Source organism: Natrialba asiatica DSM 12278, from assembly GCF_000337555.1.
Classification (GTDB): domain Archaea; phylum Halobacteriota; class Halobacteria; order Halobacteriales; family Natrialbaceae; genus Natrialba; species Natrialba asiatica.
In genome coordinates this window covers 11,353-37,179 of the sequence record NZ_AOIO01000023.1, presented here as the reverse complement: position 1 = coordinate 37,179, position 25,827 = coordinate 11,353, and the positions used below count along the sequence as shown (strand labels likewise).

General features: G+C 59.7%; 25 protein-coding genes, 1 tRNA gene and 3 pseudogenes. 22 read left to right on the top strand and 7 right to left on the bottom strand.

Features of this window, described 5'->3' with window-relative positions:
- Nucleotides 1-2 precede the first annotated feature (2 nt).
- Nucleotides 3-1,514, bottom strand: coding sequence for a DUF7289 family protein (locus tag C481_RS09290; RefSeq protein WP_449406454.1), 1,512 nt, complete (start codon nt 1,512-1,514; stop codon nt 3-5).
- 211 nt (nt 1,515-1,725) lie between these two features.
- Between C481_RS09290 and C481_RS09285 the strand changes: the two genes are divergently transcribed.
- The 6 genes and pseudogenes from C481_RS09285 to C481_RS22180 all read left to right on the top strand — a co-directional run bounded on the left by C481_RS09285 (nt 1,726) and on the right by C481_RS22180 (nt 5,032).
- Nucleotides 1,726-2,679, top strand: a complete 954-nt coding sequence (locus C481_RS09285) for a DUF106 domain-containing protein (RefSeq protein ID WP_006108932.1) — start codon at nt 1,726-1,728, stop codon at nt 2,677-2,679.
- Between the two features lie 79 nt (nt 2,680-2,758).
- A complete protein-coding gene (gene cmk / locus C481_RS09280; protein ID WP_006108931.1) occupies nt 2,759-3,334 on the top strand; it encodes a (d)CMP kinase in 576 nt (191 codons plus the stop codon).
- 2 nt (nt 3,335-3,336) lie between these two features.
- The gene (locus tag C481_RS09275) at nt 3,337-4,263 is read left to right on the top strand and encodes an RNA-guided pseudouridylation complex pseudouridine synthase subunit Cbf5 (protein ID WP_006108930.1); all 927 of its coding nucleotides are present in this window, start codon (nt 3,337-3,339) and stop codon (nt 4,261-4,263) included.
- 187 nt (nt 4,264-4,450) lie between these two features.
- Nucleotides 4,451-4,521, top strand: a tRNA-Pro gene (locus C481_RS09270).
- A gap of 109 nt (nt 4,522-4,630) precedes the next feature.
- Nucleotides 4,631-4,872, top strand: a pseudogene (locus tag C481_RS22675) (DUF7563 family protein).
- Nucleotides 4,865-5,032 (top strand): hypothetical protein, encoded by a 168-nt coding sequence (locus C481_RS22180; RefSeq protein WP_169331455.1) that lies wholly within the window; start codon nt 4,865-4,867, stop codon nt 5,030-5,032. Before C481_RS22675 ends, C481_RS22180 begins: the two are co-directional and overlap by 8 nt.
- A 467-nt stretch (nt 5,033-5,499) precedes the next feature.
- Here the strand turns inward: C481_RS22180 and C481_RS21190 are convergent, their stop codons facing one another.
- Entirely contained in the window at nt 5,500-6,054 is a 555-nt protein-coding gene (locus C481_RS21190) for a type IV pilin (protein ID WP_006108928.1), read from the bottom strand.
- Between the two features lie 353 nt (nt 6,055-6,407).
- On the opposite strand from C481_RS21190, the gene C481_RS21675 reads away from it, so the two are divergent.
- From C481_RS21675 to C481_RS09225, 7 genes are all read left to right on the top strand, one after another.
- Nucleotides 6,408-6,707, top strand: a complete 300-nt coding sequence (locus C481_RS21675; protein ID WP_152422163.1) for a hypothetical protein — start codon at nt 6,408-6,410, stop codon at nt 6,705-6,707.
- 216 nt (nt 6,708-6,923) lie between these two features.
- Nucleotides 6,924-7,580 (top strand): helix-turn-helix domain-containing protein, encoded by a 657-nt coding sequence (locus C481_RS09250; protein ID WP_006108927.1) that lies wholly within the window; start codon nt 6,924-6,926, stop codon nt 7,578-7,580.
- Between the two features lie 46 nt (nt 7,581-7,626).
- Complete coding sequence (locus C481_RS09245; RefSeq protein WP_338043585.1) at nt 7,627-8,010, top strand: DUF7344 domain-containing protein; 384 nt, start codon at nt 7,627-7,629, stop codon at nt 8,008-8,010.
- Between the two features lie 495 nt (nt 8,011-8,505).
- On the top strand, nt 8,506-8,985 hold the full coding sequence (locus C481_RS09240) for an Lrp/AsnC family transcriptional regulator (protein ID WP_006108925.1): 480 nt from the start codon (nt 8,506-8,508) through the stop codon (nt 8,983-8,985).
- A gap of 167 nt (nt 8,986-9,152) precedes the next feature.
- Nucleotides 9,153-9,413, top strand: a complete 261-nt coding sequence (locus C481_RS09235; RefSeq protein WP_049904570.1) for a HalOD1 output domain-containing protein — start codon at nt 9,153-9,155, stop codon at nt 9,411-9,413.
- Between the two features lie 304 nt (nt 9,414-9,717).
- Nucleotides 9,718-10,551, top strand: coding sequence for an Nmad3 family putative nucleotide modification protein (locus C481_RS09230; RefSeq protein ID WP_006108922.1), 834 nt, complete (start codon nt 9,718-9,720; stop codon nt 10,549-10,551).
- Between the two features lie 73 nt (nt 10,552-10,624).
- Nucleotides 10,625-11,155 carry an acyltransferase gene (locus tag C481_RS09225; protein WP_049904551.1) on the top strand — a complete coding sequence of 177 codons (531 nt, stop codon included), beginning with the start codon at nt 10,625-10,627 and terminating at the stop codon, nt 11,153-11,155.
- 234 nt (nt 11,156-11,389) lie between these two features.
- On the opposite strand, the gene C481_RS09220 is transcribed toward C481_RS09225, so the two are convergent.
- Nucleotides 11,390-12,559, bottom strand: coding sequence for an NAD(P)/FAD-dependent oxidoreductase (locus C481_RS09220; protein WP_006108920.1), 1,170 nt, complete (start codon nt 12,557-12,559; stop codon nt 11,390-11,392).
- A 173-nt stretch (nt 12,560-12,732) separates the two neighbouring features.
- On the opposite strand from C481_RS09220, the gene C481_RS09215 reads away from it, so the two are divergent.
- Together C481_RS09215 and C481_RS09210 are read left to right on the top strand one after the other, a co-directional pair.
- Nucleotides 12,733-13,413: a metal-dependent transcriptional regulator gene (locus C481_RS09215; RefSeq protein ID WP_049904569.1), complete on the top strand. Its 681-nt coding sequence runs from the start codon at nt 12,733-12,735 to the stop codon at nt 13,411-13,413.
- A gap of 249 nt (nt 13,414-13,662) precedes the next feature.
- A complete protein-coding gene (locus C481_RS09210) occupies nt 13,663-14,196 on the top strand; it encodes an Rrf2 family transcriptional regulator (RefSeq protein WP_006108918.1) in 534 nt (177 codons plus the stop codon).
- A 339-nt stretch (nt 14,197-14,535) separates the two neighbouring features.
- Here the strand turns inward: C481_RS09210 and gyrA are convergent, their stop codons facing one another.
- Complete coding sequence (gene gyrA / locus C481_RS09205; protein WP_006108917.1) at nt 14,536-17,037, bottom strand: DNA gyrase subunit A; 2,502 nt, start codon at nt 17,035-17,037, stop codon at nt 14,536-14,538.
- A 12-nt stretch (nt 17,038-17,049) separates the two neighbouring features.
- Nucleotides 17,050-18,984: a DNA topoisomerase (ATP-hydrolyzing) subunit B gene (gyrB, locus tag C481_RS09200; RefSeq protein WP_006108916.1), complete on the bottom strand. Its 1,935-nt coding sequence runs from the start codon at nt 18,982-18,984 to the stop codon at nt 17,050-17,052.
- Between the two features lie 300 nt (nt 18,985-19,284).
- On the opposite strand from gyrB, the gene C481_RS09195 reads away from it, so the two are divergent.
- Nucleotides 19,285-19,812: a hypothetical protein gene (locus tag C481_RS09195; RefSeq protein WP_006108915.1), complete on the top strand. Its 528-nt coding sequence runs from the start codon at nt 19,285-19,287 to the stop codon at nt 19,810-19,812.
- A 161-nt stretch (nt 19,813-19,973) separates the two neighbouring features.
- Here the strand turns inward: C481_RS09195 and C481_RS09190 are convergent, their stop codons facing one another.
- Nucleotides 19,974-20,936: a transcription initiation factor IIB gene (locus C481_RS09190; RefSeq protein WP_006108914.1), complete on the bottom strand. Its 963-nt coding sequence runs from the start codon at nt 20,934-20,936 to the stop codon at nt 19,974-19,976.
- Nucleotides 20,937-21,098: 162 nt separating this feature from the next.
- Here C481_RS09190 and rnhA point away from each other — a divergent pair, with 162 nt between their 5' ends.
- Both rnhA and C481_RS09180 read left to right on the top strand, forming a co-directional pair.
- A complete protein-coding gene (rnhA, locus tag C481_RS09185) occupies nt 21,099-21,692 on the top strand; it encodes a ribonuclease HI (protein ID WP_006108913.1) in 594 nt (197 codons plus the stop codon).
- 98 nt (nt 21,693-21,790) lie between these two features.
- Nucleotides 21,791-22,606 carry a DUF7108 family protein gene (locus C481_RS09180; RefSeq protein WP_049904567.1) on the top strand — a complete coding sequence of 272 codons (816 nt, stop codon included), beginning with the start codon at nt 21,791-21,793 and terminating at the stop codon, nt 22,604-22,606.
- A gap of 117 nt (nt 22,607-22,723) precedes the next feature.
- Here C481_RS09180 and C481_RS09175 read toward each other — a convergent pair whose 3' ends face one another.
- Nucleotides 22,724-23,083, bottom strand: coding sequence for a PadR family transcriptional regulator (locus C481_RS09175; RefSeq protein WP_006108911.1), 360 nt, complete (start codon nt 23,081-23,083; stop codon nt 22,724-22,726).
- 202 nt (nt 23,084-23,285) lie between these two features.
- Between C481_RS09175 and C481_RS09170 the strand changes: the two are divergent.
- The 4 genes and pseudogenes from C481_RS09170 to C481_RS09160 all read left to right on the top strand — a co-directional run.
- A pseudogene (locus C481_RS09170) lies at nt 23,286-23,693 on the top strand (inorganic diphosphatase); the annotation flags it as partial.
- Nucleotides 23,694-23,770: 77 nt separating this feature from the next.
- Nucleotides 23,771-23,986: pseudogene (locus tag C481_RS21180) on the top strand (inorganic diphosphatase); the annotation flags it as partial.
- Nucleotides 23,987-24,126: 140 nt separating this feature from the next.
- A complete protein-coding gene (locus C481_RS22165; protein ID WP_006108909.1) occupies nt 24,127-24,264 on the top strand; it encodes a hypothetical protein in 138 nt (45 codons plus the stop codon).
- 184 nt (nt 24,265-24,448) lie between these two features.
- On the top strand, nt 24,449-25,792 hold the full coding sequence (locus C481_RS09160) for an alkaline phosphatase family protein (protein ID WP_006108908.1): 1,344 nt from the start codon (nt 24,449-24,451) through the stop codon (nt 25,790-25,792).
- Nucleotides 25,793-25,827: the final 35 nt, after the last annotated feature.

Genomic DNA, 25,827 nt, shown 5'->3' with positions numbered 1-25,827 from the left:
CGTTAGTTGTTCTCGACGTCGATTTCGTACTCGGCGATATTGAGGTAGGTGAGCTGTGGTGCCGGCTCGTATCCGGGCGGGATCACCTCGATTTCCGAACTATTCATCGGCTGCTCGTTGACGTTATCGAAGTTGCTTCGCTCGGAAATGGAGTGTGCAATAATCGAGCCGTCGAACTCCGGGCTCCCCTGCATGTGGATCTGGTACTCCTCGTCGTTGTTCGAGTTCACTTGCCAGCCACCGAACCCGTCCTCACCGGGCGTTTTGTCGCTGGCGACATACAACAGCCCTTCGACGTAGCCGTTACCGAAATCGACTCCCGTCTCCGAAGTGCCGTAGAGTTGGAGATTCGATTCGTCATCGCCACACGTCTGGGTGAACTCGTTGTTACCGACGTCTATATCGCCGGTCGCGTAGATCTTTGCCTGATTCTCCCCATCGGGGCCACACGCGTCGACTGTGATATCGTAGCCGGAAATATCGTCGTCGACTACGAGTACCGCATTCCCGTCTTCGAGCGAGAAGGTGAGTTCGTCGGCACCATCTAACGATCCGGATGCAGCGAAGTACTTTCCAGCGGTGATCTCGGACCAGTCGCCGGTATCAATGTGTGACTCGTTTTCTTTGAAATCGGCTTTCATCTCGGAGATGATGCCATCTAACGGTTTGAACTGCTCGCTCCCGATATCATCGAATTCGCCGCCGGATTGGTGGGAATCGTAGTTGGATTCGTCGCTGAGAGCGACACCTCTGGAGAACGCGTTATCGATGTCTTCGTAACCAAGCCGGATCTTCAGCGTTCCGTCGTCGTTTGCAGCGTCATAACAGCCCTGTTGTAGCGCCGTATCGCCTGCTTCGCTCGTAAAGTGTTGTTCCCATCCCAGACAGTATTCGCTCTCGATTTCGATGAATACGTGGTCGTCTTTGATGTAATTCATCGAATTAGCATGCGCACTGGCCTGTTCAATCGCGATATCGCCCGAGTCGATCGTCTTGTTCTCGGTTAGTTCGACGACCGGAAACGAGAGCGTATGCGTCCGATGGTCGTAGTTGATCGGTGGAGTCGACAGTACCCGTGTTTGCGTGCCGGTTTCACGGAATACAGCACCGCCCTCGTAGGCGATTTGCGTTCCGTCATCGGCGTCGTATTCGATGGTTCCGATCGTTCCGTTCGCAATCGGGGTGGTCGTCCCGCTATTGTTTTCCGCCCAGATTTCGTACGTTGCGGAGTCGTGATGGGCGATAGCTCCGTGTTCACCGGCATCCAGATTGGAGCCGTGAGTAACGTCGTTGTTCGTCGTCGCCGTCGAAATCTCTTGGCTCAACTCGACGAACGCCTGCTCGACTCGTTCCTGTTCGGACTGTTGTTCCGTCTGCCCGATTCCCTGGCCGGCGACAAACAAGACACCGATACTACCGGCCGCCACCATCCCGATCAGGAGGACGATTCCAAGCAGGGACGATTGTGCCCGGCTTGCTTCTCCCACCGATCGCTCCCTTCGTCGAACGCTCATGGGGACTCAACTCGTGAACGTGAGTATAATACAATCGATTGATCAAATACTTCAATTCAGTTTATATCCCCCATTGAATTCATTATAACAAGTCCGAAGGAGGAGGATATTGGAATAGAGACGACTCCTGTTGTTTTCCACCGACGCGAGTAGCTGGCTTCCGAAGATAAACACTTGTATACCGAACCTGCCCTAGCCCTAGTATACCCAGATGACACGGACAGTCGAGAAGATCAATTCCCTCGTCCACGAGGATTCCTCGATGAATGAGGCACTCGAGTCTATCCGCGAGGAAGCCGATGAAAACGGCGGCGAGGTCCAGTGGGGCGACGTTAGCGACGAGCTGACGAGCGGACAGTGGGGACGACTGATCGAGAAAGGAATACTGGTCGATGGCGACGACGGCTTCGAGATCGCTGACCGGGACGCCTACGATGAGGCACTTGACGGTGATGGTTCCAGTAGCGGGGTCAGTACAGACGTCGATATCGACGCCGAGGCATCCAAGTGGTCTCAATGGGACAAAATAGCCGGAGCCGCCTCGTTGCTTTTGATGTTCGGCTACTGGCTCGACCCAATTAAGCAGGTCGTCGGCAGTACACTTAACAATGCGCTCGGCCCGCTCGATGCTGCGTTACCGTTCTATGCCGTCATCCTCTCTATTGCCCTGATAACCGGCCTGTACTCGACGCTGTTGCAAGCGAACCTGATGAACCCCGAGATCATGAGCAAGTACCAACAGCGAATGCAGGCGATGCAGGACAAACAACAGGACGTTCGCGAACGCAAGGAAGAAGCCGAAGAACGCGGTGCAAGCGAGGCCGAAATCGAACGGCTCGAAGATGAACTCGAAGACGTTCGCGAGGAGCAGATGGAAGCGATGGCGGAGAACATGGGCATGTTCAAAGAGCAGATCCGACCGATGGTCTGGATTATGCTGTTGACCATTCCGCTGTTCCTCTGGATGCACTGGAAGATCAACGGTGTCGGGCTTACCGGAACCGAGGCGACCGTCGTTATGCCGATCGCCGGAGAAGTCCAGTGGACCGAGTCTATCGCCGGTCCGATGCAGGCCTGGATCGTCTGGTACTTCCTGTGCTCGGTCGGCTTCCAGCAACTTCTTCGCAAGTCGCTGAACATCGATATGACGCCATCGGGAACCTGAACGGTCCGACCACTCACCGACTGTCGCCATCGTTCTCGCGATTCAAAACCCATTTTACCTACCACACCGCAGATCGGATATGTTACTCACCGTCTCTGGTCCGCCAGGAAGCGGAAAGAGCACAACTGCAGCGTTACTCGCCGACGCGTTCGACTTGGAACACGTCAGCGGCGGCGACATCTTCCGCCAACTCGCGGACGAACGCGGGTACACCCCTCTCGAGTTCAACAAACTCGCCGAGGAGAACGACCAGATCGATCGCGATCTCGACCGACGACTTCGGGAAATCGCGGTAGATGAGGACGATCTCGTGCTCGAATCTCGGCTCGCGGGGTGGCTTGCGGCCGAACAGGCGGACTTTCGGTTCTGGCTCGATGCGCCCCCGCGCGTTCGAGGACAGCGGATTGCAGAGCGCGAGGAAAAAGCGCCCGAGCGGGCGACGGAGGAGACCCAGGCGCGTGAGGCGAGCGAAGCACAACGGTACGAGGAATATTACGGCATCGATATCCGGGACTTGACGATCTATGACCTCTCGGTCAATACGGCGCGTTGGGACCCTGATTCCGTGCTCGATATGCTCGTGACTGCTGTCGAGGAGTACGATGCTACGGCTGATGAGGGACAGGCACAGATCGCTCTCGACGACGAGTTCTAGGGATGACACGACGCCTTCGCGGTCCACCCGCCGATCGCTCGCCGGCAGAACTGCTCACCTTCGGTGTCGTCAACCTCGATAAGCCGCCGGGACCGTCCTCGCATCAGGTCAGCGGCTGGTTGCGCGACGCCGTCGCCGAGACGCTTGCCGAACGCGATACCGGCGAAACTATCGATCAGGCTGCTCACGCCGGCACGCTCGATCCTAAGGTGACGGGCTGTCTCCCGACGATGCTGGGGGAGGCGACCCGCCTCGCGCAGGTCTTTCTCGAGGGCGAGAAAGAATACGTCGCCGTCCTCGAGTGCCACGGGACGATACCGACTGACGCGAAATCGGTTCTCGCTGCGTTCGAAGGGCCGATTTACCAGAAGCCTCCCCGAAAGAGTGCCGTCTCGCGCCGACTTCGCGTTCGCGAGATTTACGACCTCGATGTGCTCGAACGGGACGGTCGCCAACTTCTCCTGCGGATTCGCTGTGAAAGTGGGACGTACGTCCGCAAACTCTGTCACGACCTCGGACTCGCGCTCGGAACCGGCGGGCACATGGGCCATCTGCGCCGCACTGCGACGACGCCGTTCGACGACACGGACCTGTACACGGCCACCGAGTTCCTCGACGCGCTCGCGTTCTGGATAGAGGACGCCGACCCCGAACCGCTTCGGGCCGTCGTCGACCCTGCGGAGCGAATTCTCGAGGGGATTCCACGACTTACCATCGCAGACAGCGCCGCCCGCGAGGTCGCAAACGGTGCGCCGGTCTACGCGCCGGGCGTCCTCGATAGCGACGTATCCCCCGACGATCCGTCGACCGATCGACCGCTCGTTGCTTGCTACACGCCGAACGGTGCGGCCGTCTGTCTCGGTGAACTCGTCGGTGACCCCGAGGCTACATCGGGCGTTGTCGTCGATCTAGAACGAGTACTCGTCTGATCGATGGAGGGGTGGTCTGGTAGTCGCACGGACGATCGTCGTAACTGGCAGTCGCTCCTCAATCGACGGCTGCAATGTACTGTCCGTCCTTGTCTCGACGGTGTCTCCCACTCGGTGTGCAGTGGCGAGTTGTGGTATCGGGTTAAAACGACACTCTTAAACGGCAGACACTCGTCCTATCACGTGCGGGACCGTGGGGTAGTGGTATCCTCTGCGGATGGGGTCCGTAGGACCCGAGTTCAATTCTCGGCGGTCCCACTCGAAATTTTCTAATCGTTCAACTCTTAGCCGCTCGTACCCCCGAGGCTGGCGAAAATCCAGTTCTCGGGTTCGATATATTACCAGTTAGCGGACAGACCGTCCGGAGGTGGTCGGCGTGACGGTCGCTCCATGACCGTCGACGGGCAGTGAGTCGACGTGTGACACTGCGGAGAGCACGTTACGGAGTGTTTTTCTCGGGTCTACGGCGATGGTAGCAACCGCGTTCACCGCTGCCCCGAGTGCGACAACTATCGGCGACTGACCCGCGGGTCCGCTGCGGGAGTCGACGTCGTGATTCCGGATCCGGAGACGTCACCCGGTCGGCACGGAGGTGAAGCCAATGTCTGAGGGGTTCGTCCCGGCGAGTCGACTGTACGACATCGAGAGTCGGACGCCCATCGCCATCCGGCCAATCAAGCAACCGATGCTGATGTTCGCCGCGCCCCCGAAGAGCGAGAGATCCGTACCGACGGCTAACGCGAGCAGCGGCACTCGTTTCGAACGGTGATCGCGACCCGGACGGATCGGCCCGGATGCTCTCGCGATGGACGTTCGAATACACTCCGGCACGAGAGTTCGTCGAGAAGCGACTCGAGAGACGGATTCTGAACGCGTGTACCGGTCGAACGAAACTCAAATACGACGGCGAGATAGTTCGTAATGACTGGAATCCCGACCGAGACGTCGGTACTCATTTTGACGGCGCGGAGATCGCTGACTACTTTGAGCCGCAGTCGTTCGATACGGTCGTCTTTGATCCGTCGTTCGATCACAAGCAGGCAGAGACGAAACGGACGAGTAGGTTTAATTTGGTCGCGGTAAATCGCTGGTATGGGATGATACGGTCTCAAACCGGACCGGGCCGCCGCTCCTTTGTCACAGCACCCGTCCATATCGAGACTTTTCGGGCTGCACCCTATCCGACAGTCGCCACTTGGCAGATCTACTCCGCTAAAAATTGAAAATCGGGTAGCGTTACGCTGACGGGAGTTCGTGGCTGCTGTCCGTGATAGTCGTGTCAGATGGGACGTGAATTAACTGAATAGTGACCTCACCGCCGTGGCCACCCGAATAATCGACGTACCCACCGCTGGCAGTGCCATCGACCTCCCCATTGAACGAGACCGTCATGGTTGAACCACCGTCTAAAGTACCATCAGATACCGAAAACGCAGCATTAGCGCTTCCACTGACGGTATCTCCTTCTTCAATGGTGGTGATTTCGCCTCCATCGTCATCGCGAAGGACGACTTTCAGATCGCCTGCCTCAACACTGTCTCCCGAGGAATGCTGGATGTAGAACGCCTCAGCATCATTACTGCCGGCATCCCAGTCAGAATTCACTGACGTTTGGACCGCCGTATTCGGCGCTGAATTCCCTATACTGTCACCCATATCGAGCACGAATGCTGCGATCACGGCTGCAAGAATGACGGTAATTGCAACCATCAGAATAACTCCAATAACGGGCGATACTGCACGCTCTTCTTCGTTGCCAATCAGCTTGGCTCGGTATTTTGTAAGGTCCATTGTTTGCTTCGTTTACGCACCCACCAACGGTGAGAAGACTTATTCCGGATACCTGGGTAGACATTCGGTGACGTTCGAGGGGGTTGGAGATCGTATCCTCGATCGTCGTCTTCTCGTCGCCTTCTGGTGCTGATAGCAACCAGTAGAGTACCGGTATATATAACTAATCGATAGTGTACGCTTTCGGGTCACATCAGGAACTCCATGGGTTTCAAATTTGATAATCAAGCCACTGCAGAGCAGTTACAGTTCCCTCTTGAACCGACGCCGTCTTGCATTCTCACATTTGATAGTGTCGAAGGCAAGAATTTTGTTGATCTACTCTGACTGCATCTCTGGACTGAGACTAGCCGGTGATCGACGAACGCGAACTCGCGCGCACACCGACGATTGTGGTGCGTATGCCGATCCGTGGGCCGCCGTTCTCGACTCCCAGCCATCATGCATTACGCGAGTCACCACCAAGACAAAGGCTCCTCCGCGATCTCGACGAACTGGCTGCGCTTATCGAAGACGTTTCCAAGGAAGCGGTGACTCGTGGGTGCACAACAGGTAGCGATCTCGGCTGCCGCTGCACGCTCACTTTGGCTCCAGACACGATATCGAACGTCGGCGACGACATCGGAATAACCGAATACAAGCGGATGTCATAGAAGTTCTCTCACCCTCTGTGTAAGCAGTCGACGAATGGGAAGTACAGTGGAAACAGGTAACGATCTCAAACACTTCATCGGTAATTTCACTGTTCGGGTAGCGGTGCACTTGGTGTCAATTTCCGGCCCGGGAGAGCGGGCATCGGGAACAGCGGCGTCGTGAGCACGGTCCGATCAGTCGTAGGCCTTTACATCTGGAAGCCAACGGTACAAACGATGGCTACCGAGGCGACGTTCACGGTTCCGTTCGACCAGTTTCCCCTGGGGACGGTGTTCGAACAACTACCGAACGTGACGGTCGAACTGGAGCGAATTATCCCCGCGCAGGACGTGGTGATTCCTTACCTGTGGGTGCGGGGAACTAAAGTCGACGACATCGAGAGCGCGTTCACCGCGCACCCGGGTGTGAACGACATTCGACTCGTCGACTCTGTCGAGGACGAATACCTATTACGCGTCGAGTGGGCGCTGGACTACGAGGACGTGCTGACCGTACTGGCGGAGACGGAAGTGCCGCTCATCGAGGCCACTGGAACGGACAAGAAGTGGACGTTCGAGGTTCGTGGCGACGAGCAAAGCGACATTGCGGCCTTGCAACGACGCTGTCGAGAGCTAGACATCCCGATCACGCTGACCGAACTGCACGCGCTGACACCAGTCGAGACCGCGACCGAAGCCGCCCTCACCGACACCCAGCAAGAAGCACTGATACTCGCCTACGAGCGCGGCTACTTCGAGTCCCCGCGCGAGGTCACGTTGGGAGATCTCGGCGAAGAACTCGGCATCTCACAGCAAGCCGTTGGCTCCCGCCTCCGGGGTGGGATCAAGCACGTCCTCGGGAGTACGCTCTCCGCCTTCACGGTCGACTCCTGATCGACTGCTTAAAAGGAATTTGTATACGAAAAAGTGATCCTGATTGTTGTCGACCGGCTGCATTGAATTGATGACCGGGAATGCCCTCCCAGATGACTCGATACTCTCTCTGTGTCAAGACAAGCATCGCCGAATCGTGCTTGCGATGATTGCTCACGAAAAGCGGTCGTTGACGCTGAACGACCTCACGAAGACCGTCCTCAAGTACAATCATCATACACCGATTACAGAGGTGCCCGAAGATGTACTCGTAGAGATTCGTCGCTCGCTATATCACATCCACCTCCCAAAGCTGTCCGCGGCAGGACTCATCACCTACGATCAAGAGCGCCAGTTCGTGGAACCGACCGAACAGTTCGATCAGGTCCAGCCGACCCTGTCTAAGATCCTTGATGTCGATCCCGAACTCGAAACGCCGATTAAACTGTAGTAGCGATGAACCCCTTCCATCCCCGTCCAGCACCGGAGCATTCCACCGGGAAATGAAGACGACCCACTGTACGCGGGCCTACTTAGCGGTCAGTTTACCGTAAAAGAGAGTGGAATTACCACTGTGGAAAGTATGGAAACTATCACGGCTGTCCTTCTAGATCCTCGGCGTCGAGTTCTCCTGTGAGATACGCGCCCGTGATCAGTAATCTGATACGGCCCCTCGTCGACGCGATCGACGAGTTCGGCGTCGCGCAATTTTCCGAGCCGCGTGCTCAGGGAGTGCCGCGAGTAGCCGGTGGTAACCCAAGAACTCGCGATGAGAGGATAAGGCCGCTGTCTGAGAGGTTTCGAGAATGCGGTCATCAGCCCGTGTCATCCACGAAATCCCCGGTCTTCGCATCCGTTGTTCTAGCTCCTGCAAACGCAACTGATGAACGGTTCGTCTAGTCGCTGTTATCACAAGGTCCTTCGAGGTTCCGTCCGTAGACGCTACATGGCTCAGGATGCGTTAGATGAGACTGACCGTGGCATTCTGTATATGCTCCAGCAGAACGCACGGAAGACGACGGCAGCCGAAATCGCTGAGGCAGTCGGGGTATCTGCGGGGACCGTTCGAAATCGAATCGATCGACTCGAAGAACGGGGGGTTCTCGAAGGGTACATCCCGGATATCGATTACGAAACGGCAGGCTTCGAGCTTCATATTTTGTTTACGTGTACGTCCGAAACCCAGCCGACGACCGAGTTCGTCGAGGAAGTGCTCGACCAGCACGGGGTCGTGACTGTTCGCAAACTGCTTGCTGGAGACCAAAACCTCCACGTTGAGGCCGTTGGGACGAGTACAGCCGATATCTCCCGGATTGCAAAGATACTCCAAGAATGCGGGCTCGATATCAGTCGATCGGAGGTTCTCGAGACGGAGTTTCGGCAACCGTTCAATCACTTTGGACAGCAGCTCGCGGACGAGGGCTGAGACGCTGTCCGAGACGGTCACCGTCTCCCCTCGCGTTGCGTTCGACAGTTCGCTCTAACAGATGCACTGGATTTTTCCCTCCGAAAAACCCAGTAATATGGGCGCCAATACCGGTTATCGAGAATGCCGGGACCATTCTTATGACTATCGAGTTCTGGTATCCAGCCATGGCACCCCGTCCTAAATCACATCCCTCAGAGACGGATGAATTCTGTACGAAAATCGTCGAGGCGGTCGCTGAACGAGAACAGTGTGATACGACCGAGTTACCGCCGCTGTACGACACCATCGATCCCGCTGCGATCACCGGCCTCTTCGGATCGACACCGACCCACTCTCGGCCCGCCGGACGGCTCACGTTCGAATACTGCGAGTATCGTGTCGCGGTCGATGCGGGAGGATCGGTTTCGATCACACCACGTGAGTGACCCGCCTGTCAGCGTCGGGACCGTGGCTGTTTTCTCGCTTCCGCGTGGTCGTTCACTCGGAAATATCCCCTTCGTCCATCGCTCGCGTTTCCGAGGCGACGAATTTTGCGAGTTTTCGTTTCGTATGGACTGAGACGAGATGCTCCTCGAGTTCTTGCTCTTGCACCGGAGATTCACGGCACAGTGGACATTCGATGGGTGTTCTGGACGCCATAGAAGAGGCACGGTCGTCTACAGGAAAAGCGTTCGCCGGTAGTGTGGATCGAGTGATTTAATCTATCACTGCTCGTACTGAGAGGAACTGATGACAGTCGTCCTCGCCGGGATCGGTGCCGACAGTACGAACCTCGGTGCACTCGGGCCGCTGTACGACGATAACCGCTTCGAATACGTTCCGATTCCGGAGAAGACTCGTAACACGAGCGAGACAGCGACGCTCGGATCGTGGACCCTCCGCTACGATGACCGGGTCGCCGCAGACCTGACGACTCGGATCGAGCCACAACCGATCCGAAACGGTGTCGACACGGTCTCTGGCGATGCACTCGCGGAGTGGCCGCTGCACCGTGATCCGAACTTCGAGGCGCTAACCTACGGTGAACATCGATCCAATGGCTACGTCTCTCGTCTTCGCTCGCTCGAACCGGGCGATCTCGTTGGCTTCTACGCCGGCCTGCGTCGACCAGGGGGAGACCGGGCACACCGGTACCTGATCGGATACTTCACCGTCGATAGCGTCGCCGTTATCACCCCCGAAATGCGCGAGACGGACCGCGAGGCGATTCTCGCGGCCAATCCGGAGAACGCACACGCGAAACGCGCACGGGAACGAGACGGTGAACTCTACCGGCAGGACAAACCGGTTGTGATCGTCGCCGGCCGCGAGCCAGGCGGCCTCTTCGACCGCTATCCCATCCGTCTCAGCGACTACTACGTCAAACCGGACAACGTACAAGCGCAGTATTATCTTCGTGAGGAAATCGAAGCGGAATGGAACGTTCGCGCGGGTGGACAGAACATGCTCTTCAAGCCGGCCTACCGATGTGACCTCTCGAGCGAGGCGTTTCGGCAACTGGTCGGCCCCCGTACTGATCGAACGCCAGCCGACACGGTGGTTGACGGTTCGACCGGTACGTAACCCGACAGCTGCCGGTGAGTGACCCATGTTAGAATCGGTCAGTTTCTTGTAGTACTCGACCGACAACCCAGACGTGACAGCCGATGACTCCCGTTCCCGCCACGATCGCATTCGACGCCACCCCACCCCTGGCGTTCGGAACTCGCTTGCTCACTGGACGCGGGCAAAGCACCCGCTTCGGGTTGCGCTCAACTACCTCTTCGTCTGGCTTGCTCGCATTTCTCCAAGCCTCCGCCTGCGGCGGTGGTGCTTGCGCCGACTCGGTGTCACCGTTGAACCCGGTGTTTCCTGGGGTCTTGAGGCGACGCCTGACGTCTTCTGGCCGGAACTAATCACGGTGGAGAAACACGCGATCGTCGGCTACGACGCAACACTGCTCTGTCACGAGTTCTTGCAGGATGAGTACCGGACGGGTGAGATCGTCGTCGGCGAACGAGCGATGATCGGTGCTGGGGCGATCGTATTGCCGGGCGTCGAGATCGGTGCGGATGCAAGCGTCGCGGCGAACTCGCTGGTGACGAGGGATGTCGAACCGGGGACTACCGTCGCGGGTGTACCGGCGCGGAAGATGGGCGGTGGGAGTAGGAATGAGTGTGAGAGTTAGTGCCAGAGTTGGGATCGGAGTCGGACAGCGTACACGGCGGATCAAAAACGAACGGAGTGGGGGCAAACGGGTGTTGCGGGCGGAGATAACGGAAACGGCAACGGATCCGGAGACGTCGAAGAGAGCGAGGAGTCGAGAAACGCGTAATCGGCCGTGTCGAGTTCAGCGCGGGCGTCGATGTGTGTTGGTTACTGGGTGCTGGGTACCGGGTGGCGGGCGGCGAGCGTTCGTCGACTACAGTGCCGACCAGGATTTGCGGGCTTCGTTCCAGGAGGTGATGTCGGCGATCCAGCGGGCAGCGATCATCTTCTTCAGGTTCTTTGCGGCGATGCCACCGAAGGTGTCGACGGGCAGTGAGATGCCAAGGGCCGGCTTGACTTCGTGAGCGACTGCCTTCTCGCCGACGGAGATAACGGTCCCTTTGTCGTCGTATTCCCAGGTTTTGAGCGGGCGGTTTTCGATCGCCCGGGAGATGTTTTCACCGACGATCTCGGCGGCCTGCCAGGCGGCCTGTGCGGTCGGCGGCGCGGGCTGGTCGCCTTGGTCGATGAGCGCCGTGTCGCCGATCGCGAAGACGTTGTCGACGGAGGTCTGGAAGTTCGCCGCGACGTTGACGCGGTTGTGTTCCTTTTCGAGTGCAGCGTCGTCGAGTGCGTCGCGGCCGGTAATACCGCCGGTCCAGATGAGCACGTCGTGGTCGAGTGGCTCGCCTTCATCGAACTCGATGACCTCGTCAGTCGCTTCGGTAATCGGGTCGTCCGTGTGGATGCGAACGCCGGCGTCTTCGAGAAGGTCTCGGAGGGCCTGCTGGATTTCCGGGTCGTTTCCGGGGAAGATTTCGTTGAGCGCTTCGACGAGGTGGATTTCGAGCGGCGCGCGGTGGGCATCGCGGAACTCGGCGATTTCGCCGGCGGTCTGGATGCCGGAGAGTCCGGCACCGCCGACGACGACCTGTGCGGGTTCGCCGCGAGTGGCGTCCTGGCTTGCCTCTTTGACGGCGTCGTGGATTTCCAGAGCGTCGTCGAGATTTTTCAGCGTGAGCGAGTGCTCCTCGAGCCCGGGGATGCCGTAGTAGGCGGTCTGGCTGCCCAGTGCGACGAGGACGTAGTCGTATTCGACGGGATCGCTGTCCGCGAGTTCGACGAGTTGGTCGTCAGTATCCAGGCCGACGACTTCGTCCTGAATGAACCGAGTCGACGGATCGGCAACCTGGGTAACGGGGAACGTGATGTCGGATTGCACGTCCGGGTCGCGGATCACGCGGTGGGCCTCGTGTAAGACGAGGTGGTAGTCGACATCAGCGATCCAGGTTAGTCGTGCGTTGCCGCCGAGTTCCGACTGGAGCTTGCTGATCGCACCGGTACCAGCGTATCCGGCACCGAGTACGACGACGTTTTCAGTCATACGTCACAGTCGGAAACACTACGATACAAAGGTGTTGGAACTCGTATCAGTGTGTTTCACGTTGACACGGTGGGGTGATGGGGCGCACCGTAGCTGTGGCCGTCGGTCATATCGGGCTTGACAGGGATCGTCGTCGACAGGTTTAGGGTTAGATGGATCTAAACCGGTGTACGATGATGCTGAGCGACGTGATGGAGGATTACCTCAAGGCGATCTATCAGCTCCAGGGTGAGCACGAGGAACGGATTAAGACCTCTGCGATCGCCGATGCGCTCGAGGTCACGTCGCCGACCGTTACCAGCATGCTCGAGAAATTAGAGGAACGCGGGTTGGTCGACCGCGAAAAGTACCGCGGCGTCACGCTCACGGACGAAGGTGAAACCGTCGCTCTTGAAGTCGTCCGTCACCACCGCCTGCTTGAAGCCTACCTCACCGAACATCTCGATTACGATTGGTCCGAAGTCCACGCCGAGGCGGATCGTCTCGAACACCATATCAGCGAGGACTTCGAGGCCCGCGTTGCAGATGCCCTCGACGAACCGAAGGTCGATCCGCACGGCTCGCCGATTCCGAGTGCCGATCTCGAACCACCTGACCGCTCGGCGGACAAGTCGGTTACCGAGTTCGCCGAGGGCGATGTCGTCGTCGTCGAAGAGGTAGCCGACCACGACCCGGAAGTCCTGTCGTATCTCGCCACTCACGGTGTCGAACCCGGCGTCGAACTCGAGATTCTCGAAGTCGCTCCCTTCGGAATGGTTACTGCACGGTCGAGCGAGACTGTCGACGACGTTTCGTTACCGGAGGGTGTCGCCCATCACGTCCGCGTTACGCCCCTTCCGCAAGCGGAGTCATAACGACGCACCTGCAGTCGAGTTGGTTCTCGACATCCTCCCGCACCCGTGCCCTGATCGTTCCTCGCAATTGGCCTGTGCGATTCTGCTCGCGTTCTCTCCGTCACGAATCCGCCGCCGCGGTTGTGCGGATCTCTCATGTCCACTGTTCGTTCGTTTGAGGCTGTACTGGTATGCTTTCGCACGTCAAAATCGATTCAACGGCCAACCGTACCCGCCGGGTTTAAGGAATTCAACTACGAATAATCCGCTATGTCATCAATCGAGCTGACCCCCAGTCAGAAGAAAATCCTGCGTGCACTGACGAATCTCCACAAAGAATCCGAAGACGCGATCAAAGGCGAGGACATCGCCGAACAGGTCGACCGAAACCCGGGTACCATCCGCAACCAGATGCAGAGTCTCAAGGCGCTCCAGCTCGTCGAAGGTGTCCCCGGCCCCAAAGGCGGTTACAAGCCGACCGCTGCCGCCTTCGAAGCGCTCGAAATCCAGCAGATGGACGATCCGGCCTCCGTGCCGATCAAACACGAGGGTGAACCGATCACTGACGTCATCGTCGAAGAAATCGACCTCTCGAGCGTTCACCATCCTGAACTCTGTCGCGCGGAGATCCACCTGCAAGGTGCTATCAGCGGTATTCACGAGGACGACGCCGTCACCGTCGGCCCGACGCCGCTCTCGAAGCTCCTCATCGACGGCCGTGTCGACGGCAAGGATGACACGAACAACATCCTCATTCTGCGCATCGAGGATATGGTCGCTCCTGCCGAAGAAGCCGCACACTGAGGGGTCACGGAGCGAATTCGTTCTCTCGTCTGTCGTTTTCTCGTTCCGCACAGCGACGCGACTGTTACTGTTGCTCGAGTTCAGCGCGGAAGCGACCGCACTGGCTCCGGTGAACGCGTCCTATCGGCGTACTCTCAGTGAGCTTTCCATCCGCTGATTTCGTCCGCGGATGCCACGTGCGCGAACGCGTTAGCATCCCCGGCCCTGTGAATAGTGATAGACTGTGACACTAAACGACAGCGCGTATCCACAGCCTGAAGGCCGTGGTATTGGCCTGTTCAGCACAGAAACAGCGGTCCTCAATCCGAACACCGAATCGAGCGAGCTGTCGGGTGCGGGTCAGTTGGGTGCGTCCGCTTCAGTCTCCTCGGTTGCGTCGGCCGCCTCGCCCACCGACGCCGGAACCACGTCGACGCTTGCGACCGCGTCGTCGGCCTCGACGTCCATCACGATCACGCCCATCGTGTTGCGGCCGACCTCCGAAATTTCGTCGACGCGCGTGCGGACGATCTGCCCGCGCTCGCTCATCATCACTAGCTGATCGTCCGCCGACACCGCCTTCGCGGCCGTCACGGGACCGTTTCGGTCGCCAGTCTTGATGTCGATCAGGCCCTTTCCGTACCGCGATTGGGTGCGATACTCCGATAGCGGCGTCCGTTTTCCGTAGCCGTTCTGCGTGACGGTCAGCAGATCCTGCTCGTCGCCCTCGTCGGTCGCAACCAAGCCGGCAACGGCGTCGTCGCCCTCGAGTTCAATGCCGTTGACCCCGCGGGCGTTGCGCCCCATCGATCGGACTTCGTCCTCGTCGAACCGGATCGTCATGCCGCCCTCGGTGGCGATGACGAGGTCCTGGCTGCCGTCGGTGACCTCGACGTCGACGAGTTCGTCGTCCTCCTGCAGGTCGGCTGCGATGATCCCGGTCGAGCGGATGTTGTCGAACTCCGAGCCGGCGGTCCGCTTGACGTAGCCGTACCGGGTTGCCATCGTGACGAACTCGTCGTCGCCGAAGGCGTCGGTGTCGACGATCGCCGTGATGTCTTCGCCCGGATCGAGATCGAGAATATTGACTGCCGATTTCCCGCGTGCGGTGCGGCCCATCTCGGGGATTTCGTAGGTTTTGAGCTGGTAGACTTTGCCCTGATTCGTAAAGCAGAGCAGGTAGTCGTGGGTATTCGCGCGGAAGACGGTCGACACGCGGTCGTCCTCTTTGACATCGGCGCCGATGATCCCTTTACCGCCTCGACCCTGGGGGTCGAAGGCCTCGATCGGCATCCGCTTGACGTAGTCGTCTTCGGTCATAACGACGAAGACCTCTTCTTCGGGGATGAGGTCCTCGTGGGTAACCGTGCCCTGATCCTCGATGATCGAGGTGCGCCGATCGTCGGCGTACTCGGCTTTGATCTCGCGGAGTTCGTCTTTGATGACGCCCAGTAATTCGGACTCGCTCTCGAGGATCGTCGTCAGACGCTCGATCTCGGCTTGCACGTCTTCGTACTCGTCCTTGATCTCGGCGGCTTCTATCGAGGTGAGGCTGCCGAGTTGCATCCGAACGATGTGGGTCGCCTGTTCCTCGGAGAACTCGTAGACCTCCTGCAGCGCCGCTTTCGCGTCATCACGCGTCTCGCTGTTTCTGATCAGTTCGACGACATCCTCCGCGTTCTCGACCGCTTTCAGTCGCCCTTCGAGGATGTGGGCCCGATCCTCGGCTTCGGCGAGGTCGTACTCGCTGCGTCGGCGCACGACCTCGCGGCGGTGGGCGATGTACTCCTCTAGGGTTTCCTTGAGCGAGAGCACCTGCGGCTGGCCGTCGACCAGCGCGAGGTTGATAACGCCGAAGGTCTTCTCCAAGTGGTTCTCGAGGAGTTTGTTCTTGACGACCTCGACGTTCGCGCCGCGATTGCACTCGACGACGATGCGGACGCCGTCGCGGTCGGACTCGTCGCGCAGGTCCGAAATCCCCTCGATATCGCCCTCGGTTACGTCCTCGGCGATGCGCTCGACGAGGCGAGCCTTGTTGGTCTGGTAGGGCAGTTCGGTGATGACGATCCGTTCGCGGCCCGACTGCCACTCCTCGACTTCGAACTCGGCCCGGACGCGGATGCGCCCGCGGCCGGTCTTGTAGGCGGAATAAATGGCGTCTCGGCCGACGATGTTCGCGCCGGTCGGAAAGTCCGGCCCCTTCACGTGGTCCATCAGGTCCTCGACCGTCGCCTCGGGGTCGTCGATCAACTCGATCGTCGCGTCGATGACCTCTCCGAGGTTGTGCGGCGGAATATTCGTCGACATCCCGACGGCGATCCCCGAGGAGCCGTTGACCAGCAGGTTCGGGAACGCCGAGGGCAATACCTCGGGCTCTTGCAGGCGGTCGTCGTAGTTCGCGGAGAAGTCGACCGTGTCCTTGTCGATGTCGGCGAGTAGTTCCTCGGAAATCGGGGACATCCGCGCCTCGGTGTACCGCTGAGCGGCCGGCGGATCGCCGTCCATCGAGCCGAAGTTGCCCTGGCCGTCGACCAGCGGGTAGCGCATCGAGAAGTCCTGGGACATCCGGACCATCGCGTCGTAGATCGGGCTGTCGCCGTGAGGGTGGTAATCACCCATCGTCTCCCCGACGATCGAGGAAGATTTGCGGTGGGAAGAACCCGAGGTGACGCCCATTTCGTGCATCGCGTACAAGATGCGCCGGTGGACGGGCTTGAGACCGTCCTCGACGCGCGGGAGCGCACGACCCGCGATGACGGACATCGCGTAGTCGATGTAGCTCTGCTCCATCTCGTCTTCGATGCGGATGTTTTCGACCGAACGAGCCTCTACGTCTGTCGGATCGGGTACGTCTGAACTCATGTTTGTCTCACCCTATATATCGATCCACTCTGCTTCCGGTGCGTTCTCCTTGATGAACTGCTTTCGCGGTTCGACCGCGTCACCCATCAGCACCGAGAACATCTTGTCCGCGGCAGCCGCGTCCTCGATCGTGATCTGCTTTAAGATGCGGTTGTCCGGGTTCATCGTCGTCTCCCAGAGCTGTTCGGGATTCATCTCGCCCAGCCCCTTGAACCGCTGGACCTGCGAGGGATTACCGTTGCACTTCTCCTCGACGATTTCATCGCGTTCCGCGTCCGTCATCGCGTCGTAGGTCTCGCCGCGATAGCGGATGCGATAGAGCGGCGGCTGGGTCGCGTAGACGTACCCACCCTCGAGCAGTGGCCGCATATGTCGGTAGAAGAACGTCAACAGGAGCGTCCGGATGTGCGCGCCGTCAACGTCGGCGTCCGTCGCCATGATGATTTTCTTGTAGCGGACGTCGTCGACATTGAACTCGTCGCCGATCCCCGCGCCGATCCCGGTGATCATGTTCCGGATTTCGTCGTTCTCCAGTATCCGATCCAGACGGTGTTTCTCGACGTTCAGAATCTTCCCTTTGATCGGGAGGACAGCCTGGAATTCCGGATTCCGTGCCTGCTTTGCACTGCCACCGGCGGAATCACCCTCCGCGATGAACAACTCCGCCTTTTCCGGATCTTTCGTCTGACAGTCCGCGAGTTTCCCCGGCAAGGACGTGGAATCGAGAGCGGATTTCCGACGTGTCAGCTCTTCTGCCTTCTGGGCCGCCTTCCGTGCCTTCGCGGCCTCGACGGCCTTCATCACGATCGCCTGGGCTGTATCGGGATGTTCCTCGAAGTACGTGCCGAGACCGTCGTGCATCGCGCCCTCGACCACGCCGCGAACCTCCGAGTTCCCTAGTTTCGTCTTCGTCTGGCCTTCGAACTGCGGATCGGGGTGTTTGATCGAAATAACGGCCGTCAGCCCCTCGCGGATATCCTCGCCTTTGAGGTTCTCCTCTATGTCCGAGAGCAGATCGTTCTCGTTCGCGTAGTCGTTCACGACGCGCGTGAGCGCTGTTTTGAACCCGGTCAGGTGAGTCCCGCCCTCGCGCGTGTTGATATTGTTCGCGAAGGCGTGAATCGACCCCTGTAGCTCCTGGGTCGCCTGCATCGCCACCTCGACGCGGACGTTCTGGTCTTCGTCCTCGAAGTAGATGACGTCCTCGTGCATCGCCGACCGAGTTTCGTTCAGATACTCGACGAACTCGCGGATGCCACCCTGGTACTCGTACGTTTCCGCGAGTTCATCGCCGTCTTCGGTCGCGGACTCTCGTTCGTCACGCAGCGTAATCCGGACGCCCGAGTTCAGGAAGGCGAGTTCGCGAAGCCGGTTCGACAGCGTCGAGAAGGCCATGTCGGTCGTCTCGAAGATGTCGGTGTCCGGCCAGAAGCGGATCGTCGTCCCGGTTGCCTCGCCGGGTTCCATGTCGCGGACGCGTTCCATGTCGCCGGCGGGTTCGCCGGTCTCGAAGGTGTGTTCGTAGACACCCCCGTCGCGTTTGACCTCGGTCTCGAGACGAGCGGAGAGGGCGTTGACGACACTCACGCCGACGCCGTGGAGGCCGCCGGAGACCTGGTAGGACTTGTTGTCGAACTTGCCGCCGGCGTGGAGGACGGTGAGGATCACCTCGAGTGCGGGGCGGTCGTACTCCTCGTGCGTGTCGACGGGGATTCCCCGGCCGTCGTCCGTGACGCTGACCGAGCCGTCTTCGTGGATCGTGACGGTAATCTCGTCGCAGTACCCGGCCAGTGCCTCGTCGATCGAGTTGTCCACCACTTCGTAGACGAGATGGTGGAGTCCTCGAGAGTCGGTAGAACCGATGTACATTGCCGGCCGTTTTCGTACGGCTTCCAAGCCTTCGAGGACCTGGATCTGTCCGGCACCGTACTCGCTTTCCTGGGACATATAACTCTAAAACCTGCTTTCGCATAGCGGCCGGTCACTAATAAAACTCACGTACGCGCGCGAGCGCGACCGCCACGCACGGTCCCCCTCTGCCGTCGGAACGGCCGTTTCCAGTCCCCGGTGTGCAGGGGTCTCACCGCACCAGTGGCTCGATTTGAGTGTAGCGAGTAGTGCGTCCGTATCTACCATCACTATCTTCTCGTTACCTGTACCGGGTCCGATTGTTCCCGAATTATTCGAGGTGCCTGCAGCCGTGGGCAGCAGACTCTTTTCGACCACGGAGTGAGCCAGGTACGACCAATGACCAGACCAACCTGGGATGCCAGTGAGCACGAGCAGACTGCAAAACACGACGAGCGTGACCGGGATGCTGATGCCGTCGCCGCCCGAGACGTGATCGAACACGAACCGAACTCGGAACGGCGGGGAACGTGGCTTTCGGCGAGTATCGTCCTCTTGGGGGCCGTCGTGATCGGACAGGCAATCGCTGTCGACGGTGCGACGGGACAACGCTGGAACGCGTTTCTCACCGGAGGGACGCTGATAGTCGCTGGAGGGTACAATTACGCTCGTCGGGCAGATAGAGACCTGGGAAGTACCGGTGTCGCAGCGCTGAGTACAATCGTCGGGGTCTGGCTCGTCGTATCGCCGCTCGTAATGGGTCCAGATGGTGGGCGCAGTGCAGCGAACGAGTTCAGCGTGGCGGCGATGGTTGGCAGCGGACTCCTGGTAGTCGTGATCGGGAGCTATAGCGCGGTTGTGATCCGCAAACGCCGCCGGAACGCCGGGATGCGCCGGACGGCAGTGTACGATCGTCGGGGGCAGTGAGGTTCTACGGTGGGAGCCATGCGGACCACTGGAGGCGGTGGTCGCCAATGGTTCGAGACGGCAAAACTGCGCAGTGTAGTGTGGTCGACGGTGGTCCCGTGTGGACACTGGTCAGCGGGACGGTCCCGATAAAAGTGGTAGTGACTGGTGAGCGAACGGTGTTACCCGTGGATTCCCATCGCTTCGATCTGTTCCTGGTACCGGTTGCGGATGGTGACTTCGGTCACCTGGGCCACGTCTGCGACCTCGCGTTGGGTCTTCTTTTCGTTACAGAGCAGTGACGCAGCGTAGATCGCGGCAGCGGCGTAGCCGGTCGGTGATTTCCCGGAGAGGAGCCCTTCTTCGGCCGTCTTCTCGATGATTTCGTTGGCCTTGGTCTGGACTTCTTCGGAGAGTTCGAGTTCAGAACAGAAGCGGGGGACGTATTTTTTCGGGTCGACGGGTCGCATCTCGAGGCCGAGTTCCTGCGAGATATAGCGATACGTGCGACCGATTTCCTTTCGTTCGACGCGTGAGACTTCCGAGATTTCTTCGAGGCTGCGCGGGATCCCTTCCTTTCGACAGGCGGCATACAGCGCCGAGGTGGCGACGCCCTCGATCGATCGGCCGCGGATGAGGTCTTCTTTGAGTGCGCGTCGGTAGATGACCGAGGCGACTTCGCGGACCGACCGCGGGACACCCAGTGCGGACGCCATTCGATCGATTTCGCTGAGTGCGAACTGCAGATTCCGTTCGCCAGCGTCCTTGGTGCGGATCCGTTCTTGCCACTTGCGCAGCCGGTGCATCTGACTGCGCTTTTTGGACGAAATAGAGCGCCCGTAGGCGTCTTTGTCCTTCCAGTCGATCGTCGTCGTCAGTCCCTTGTCGTGCATCGTCTGTGTCGTCGGCGCACCGACGCGGGACTTCTCCTGTCGTTCCTGGTGGTTAAACGCCCGCCACTCAGGGCCAGGGTCGATTTTCTCCTCTTCCACGACGAGCCCACAGTCCTCACAGATGAGCTCACCCCGGTCGGAGTCCTTTACGAGATTGTCCGATTCACACTCGGGGCAGGCACGTACCCCCTCCTGATCCTCGGTCTCGTCCGTCTCACGCGTTCGCTCCCGCTGGCGGGTGGACCGTGTCATCGCACTTTTATAGTAGTATCACGATAGTACATAAACCTTTGGTAATCTGTTTCGACTATTGACGGAAAACGCGGAATATCGCCCGATATAGCGCGTCAGCACCGCAGTTTGTAATTTGAAACCGGAAAACCTTTATCCGGAACTGGCCGATCACAGGACCGAATGCCGGTTCTCGAGTGTGACGTCGACGCCGCACGTGACCGCCTCACAGACGCCGGTGTCGCCGTCGAATCCGGAAATACGGATCACGAACGCTGGCGTGCGAGTCGTGGCGGCGCAACGGCCGTGGCCTACGACGACAAAATCGTCATCCAGGGCAGCGATCCGCGCGAACTCGAAGCCCTGCTCCGCGAGGGTGGCGGGCGCGCCCACGTCTACTTCGACGGCGGCGCACGCGGTAACCCCGGCCCAGCCGGAATCGGCTGGGTGATCGTCACGGGCGATGGTATCGTCGCCGAGGGCAGTAAACGGATCGGTCGTGCGACGAACAACCAGGCCGAGTACGAGGCACTGATCGCCGCTCTCGAGGCCGCGCGCGACTACGGCTACGACGAACTTCACGTCCGCGGCGACTCCGAACTCATCGTCAAACAGGTCCGCGGTGAGTACAACACGAACGATCCAACCCTCCGCGAGAAACGCGTCACCGTCCACGAACTCTTGACCGAGTTCGACGAGTGGACCCTCGAACACGTCCCCCGCGAGGTCAACAGCCGCGCGGATGAACTCGCGAACGAGGCGCTCGATCAGGGCTGACTCGGTTTCGTTTCTCGATGACCGCGTGCAGCGACCGACGGCGAATCGACGGCAGGGAGATCAGCAAGCGGAAAGTCCTCCACCACGAACGACTCACTATGGGCGATCCGAACGGAACCGAACACGGCGAGGCGCCATCCCAGAGCGACGACACCGCCACGGCTGTCACCGATTCCACCGCAGCCGACACCGATTCTGCCACGGCGAAACCCGACGCCGAACTCCCCGCCGATATCGTCGCCGAAGCCGAACGCCTCACGCGACTCGCGCGCAAGACCCCCGACGAAAACGAGGCTGCAGCCTACGAAAACCGACGCGCCGACCTGCTCGCCGACCACGACTTCAGCGCGCGCGTTCGCGAGGAAGCCGATGCGGTGCTCGTCTGCCATCCCGAGGAGTGGCACGACGACGATGCCGGCGTCATCAGGACCGATCGGATCGACGACCTCTCGCGCGCGATCGAAATCCCGCTCGAGGGCACCGGCGATCCGGACGACTGGGACGCGGTCGACGCGCGGAATCGTGNGATCGACGACCTCTCGCGCGCGATCGAAATCCCGCTCGAGGGCACCGGCGATCCGGACGACTGGGACGCGGTCGACGCGCGGAATCGTGAACTCGTCGCGCAGGTCCGAGACGCCCACGGTGACACCCACGGCGAGAACGCACGCCTCCTCGCCGATTTTGCGGGCAATCACTACGCCAAGCCGATCCAGTCGCTGACGGCGGCTGAACTCGAGGAGTTCCTGGTGGAGTATGTCGTCCGCAACGCCTGGCCCTCGGACGCACAGCGGACCCACCTCAGTGAGTCAGTTGAACTGGTTTTCGAGACCGCTGGCGAGTCCGTGACCATCGACGGAGCCGTCTCGGAAGACGCAAGCGGTGTGCGAGTGACGCGCGAGGAGAACTCGTAGGGCTTTGTCCGCTGCTTTCGACGTTTTCGCCGCTCACCCACGTTGTAACTCGTCGCTGCTGGCCGTCGCTTTCGGTTCGTCGACGCCAAAAGAGTTCAGTATCGAACGCGGTGGCGTTCAGTAGCTGCTCTCGATGATGTCGCGGATCTCGTCGGCGCGGTCGTCGCCGGTGACGACTTTCGAGAGCGTCCAGTTGATGCCGTCGAGGACGGCCTCGTAGCCGTCGTCGGTCAGCGAGTACTGGTTGGTTCGCTTGTCGAGTTCACTCTTTTCGACCAGTCCGAGGTCGACGAGTTCGTCGAGGTTGGGGTAGAGACGGCCGTGGTTGACTTCGGTGCCGTAGTAATCCTCGAGTTCACGCTTGATCGCCAGGCCGTACATCGGTTCCTTGGCGAGGATGATGAGGATGTTGTTCTGGAACGCCGTAAGTTCTCGTGCGATACTCTGTTCGCCGGTGATTGATTGTGCCTCTGACATACCTGTGCAAATGTCACCAGACTATTTAAGGCTTGCCAACCATTCGGCGATCTCGCCGGTTTCGGCGGGATTTGCGGGTTGGCGGCGAATGTGGGGTGGGTCCACATCTGGTGCCCGTGTGTCGGCTGTCTGGCAACCGTCACGTAGAACGTGAAACGTGATTAGGAAAGTACTTTTTGATCCACCGTAGAGTGTGCGGTGCATGGTCAATCTCTGGGAAGATGTAGAGACCGGACCGAATCCGCCCGAAGAGATCTACGCCGTCGTCGAGTGTCTCAAGGGCGAGCGGAACAAGTACGAGTACGACAAGGACGTCCCGGGCGTCGTCCTGGACCGCGTGCTCCACAGCAACGTCCACTATCCCAGCGACTACGGTTTCATCCCGCAGTCGTACTACGATGACGAAGATCCGTTCGACGTGCTCGTGCTCGTCGAGGACCAGACGTTCCCCGGCTGCGTCATCGAAGCGCGCCCCGTCGCGCTGATGAAGATGGACGACGACGGCGAGCAGGACGACAAGGTCATCGCCGTTCCCACCGAGGACCCGCGCTACGATCACATCGAGGATCTCGACGACATCCCGCAGCAGCAACTCGACGAGATCGACGACCTCTCGCGCGCGATCGAAATCCCGCTCGAGGGCACCGGCGATCCGGACGACTGGGACGCGGTCGACGCGCGGAATCGTGNATCGCCGTTCCCACCGAGGACCCGCGCTACGATCACATCGAGGATCTCGACGACATCCCGCAGCAGCAACTCGACGAGATCGACGAGTTCTTCTCGACCTACAAGAACCTGGAGGCGGGCAAGGAAGTCGAGACGCAGGGCTGGGAGGACAAGCAGGCCGCCTACGACGCGATCGAACACGCACAGGATCTCTACGAAGAGCGCTTCGAGTAACCGTTCTCGCAGCGCCGGCGTTCACACTCCACGTTCTCTTCGTCCGGCCGTCGATTCACCCGAGTTATTCGATGCTATCCGACTCATGCATTATGAGCATGGGTAATTTTAACCGGGTACGGGTCGTAGATCGAATCGTCATGGCAGCAACGAACCCGTCCCCACGCGAGTCAGAGCCGGCCGACGACCAGTCCAGCGCCGGCGTCGGGATGCGCCACCTGACGGTGGTTCCGACGAACTTTGAACCCGAGCCGACCGACCGCGACGACGAGCACTGACTCCGTTCTCTCCGCCGCCTGGTGTCCCGTTTCGATCCCCTCCGTCCTCCCGCTCTGCCGACGGACGGTTTTCCGTTAGAGCCAGCGGAAGACGGGAGCGAGAAATCCGTACAGGAACTATCCCCCTTCTCAAAAGAGTGTCTCGAAACGAACCTTCTTGTATGCGGTCGAACTACGTCCGCCTATGGGTCTCTTCGATCGACTGCGGGGCGACGAATCACCCCGTGTCGCCTTTATCGGAATCGACGGTGTGCCGTATAGTCTCCTCTCGGAGAACGAGGACCTGTTCCCCAACATGGCCGAACTCGCGGCCGACGGCACCGCAAGCGAGATCTCGAGCATCGTGCCGCCCGAATCGAGCGCCTGCTGGCCGTCGCTGACGACCGGCGTCAATCCCGGCGAAACGGGCGTCTACGGTTTTCAGGATCGCGAAGTTGGGACCTATGACACCTACGTTCCGATGGGCAGCGAAGTCCAGGCCACCCGCGTCTGGGACCGCGTCCAGGAGGACGGTCGCAAGGCGACCGTCATGAACGTCCCCGTCACGTTCCCGCCACAGCGCAACGTCCAGCGGATGGTCTCCGGATTCCTCTCGCCAGGTCTCGAAAAGGCAGCCTACCCCGACGACGTTCGGGACTACCTCGACACGCTCGACTACCGGATCGACGTTAACCCGAAACTGGGGCACGACGAGAACAAGGACGCGTTCATCGAGGACGCCCACGAGACGATCGACGCCCGATTCGAGGCGTTCAAACACTACCTCGAGGAGGACGACTGGGACCTCTTCTTCGGCGTCTTCATGACGACCGACCGAGTCAACCACTTCCTCTTCAAAGACTACGAGCGCGACGGCCAGTACAAAGACGAGTTCATCGAGTTCTACCAGGCGGTCGACGACTACATCGGTCGCCTGCGCGAGACGCTGCCGGAGGACGTGACCCTCATCGTCGCCTCGGACCACGGCTTTACCAGCCTGGATTACGAGGTCCACTTCAACGAGTGGCTTCGGGAGAACGGCTGGCTCTCCTTCAATACCGACGAGCCGGAAGAACTGGGCGATATCGCCGACGAAACGAGGGCCTACTCGTTCATCCCCGGCCGGTTCTACATCAATCTCGAGGGCCGCGAGCCCCGCGGCTCGGTCCCCGAAGACGAGTACGATGCGGTCCGCGACGAGTTGAAAGCCGAACTCGAGGCCCTCGAGGGGCCGGAGGGACGGCCGGTCGTCGACCGCGTCGTCGAGAAGGAAGACGCCTTCCGCGGCGACCACGACGACATCGCGCCGGACCTGGTCGCGATTCCGAGCAACGGGTTCGACCTGAAGTCCGGGTTCAAAGCGGATTCGGAAGTGTTCACGACCGGGCCGCGAAACGGCATGCACAACTTCGACGATACCTCGCTGTACATCGACGATCCGGACGCCTCCATCGGCGACGCCGACCTCTTCGATATCGCGCCGACCATTCTCGATCTGATGGACATCGAGTTCAACCGGAGCGAGTTCGACGGCGCGAGTTTGCTGTAATTTCGCGCGACGTCGATATCTCGCGGGTCGCAAGG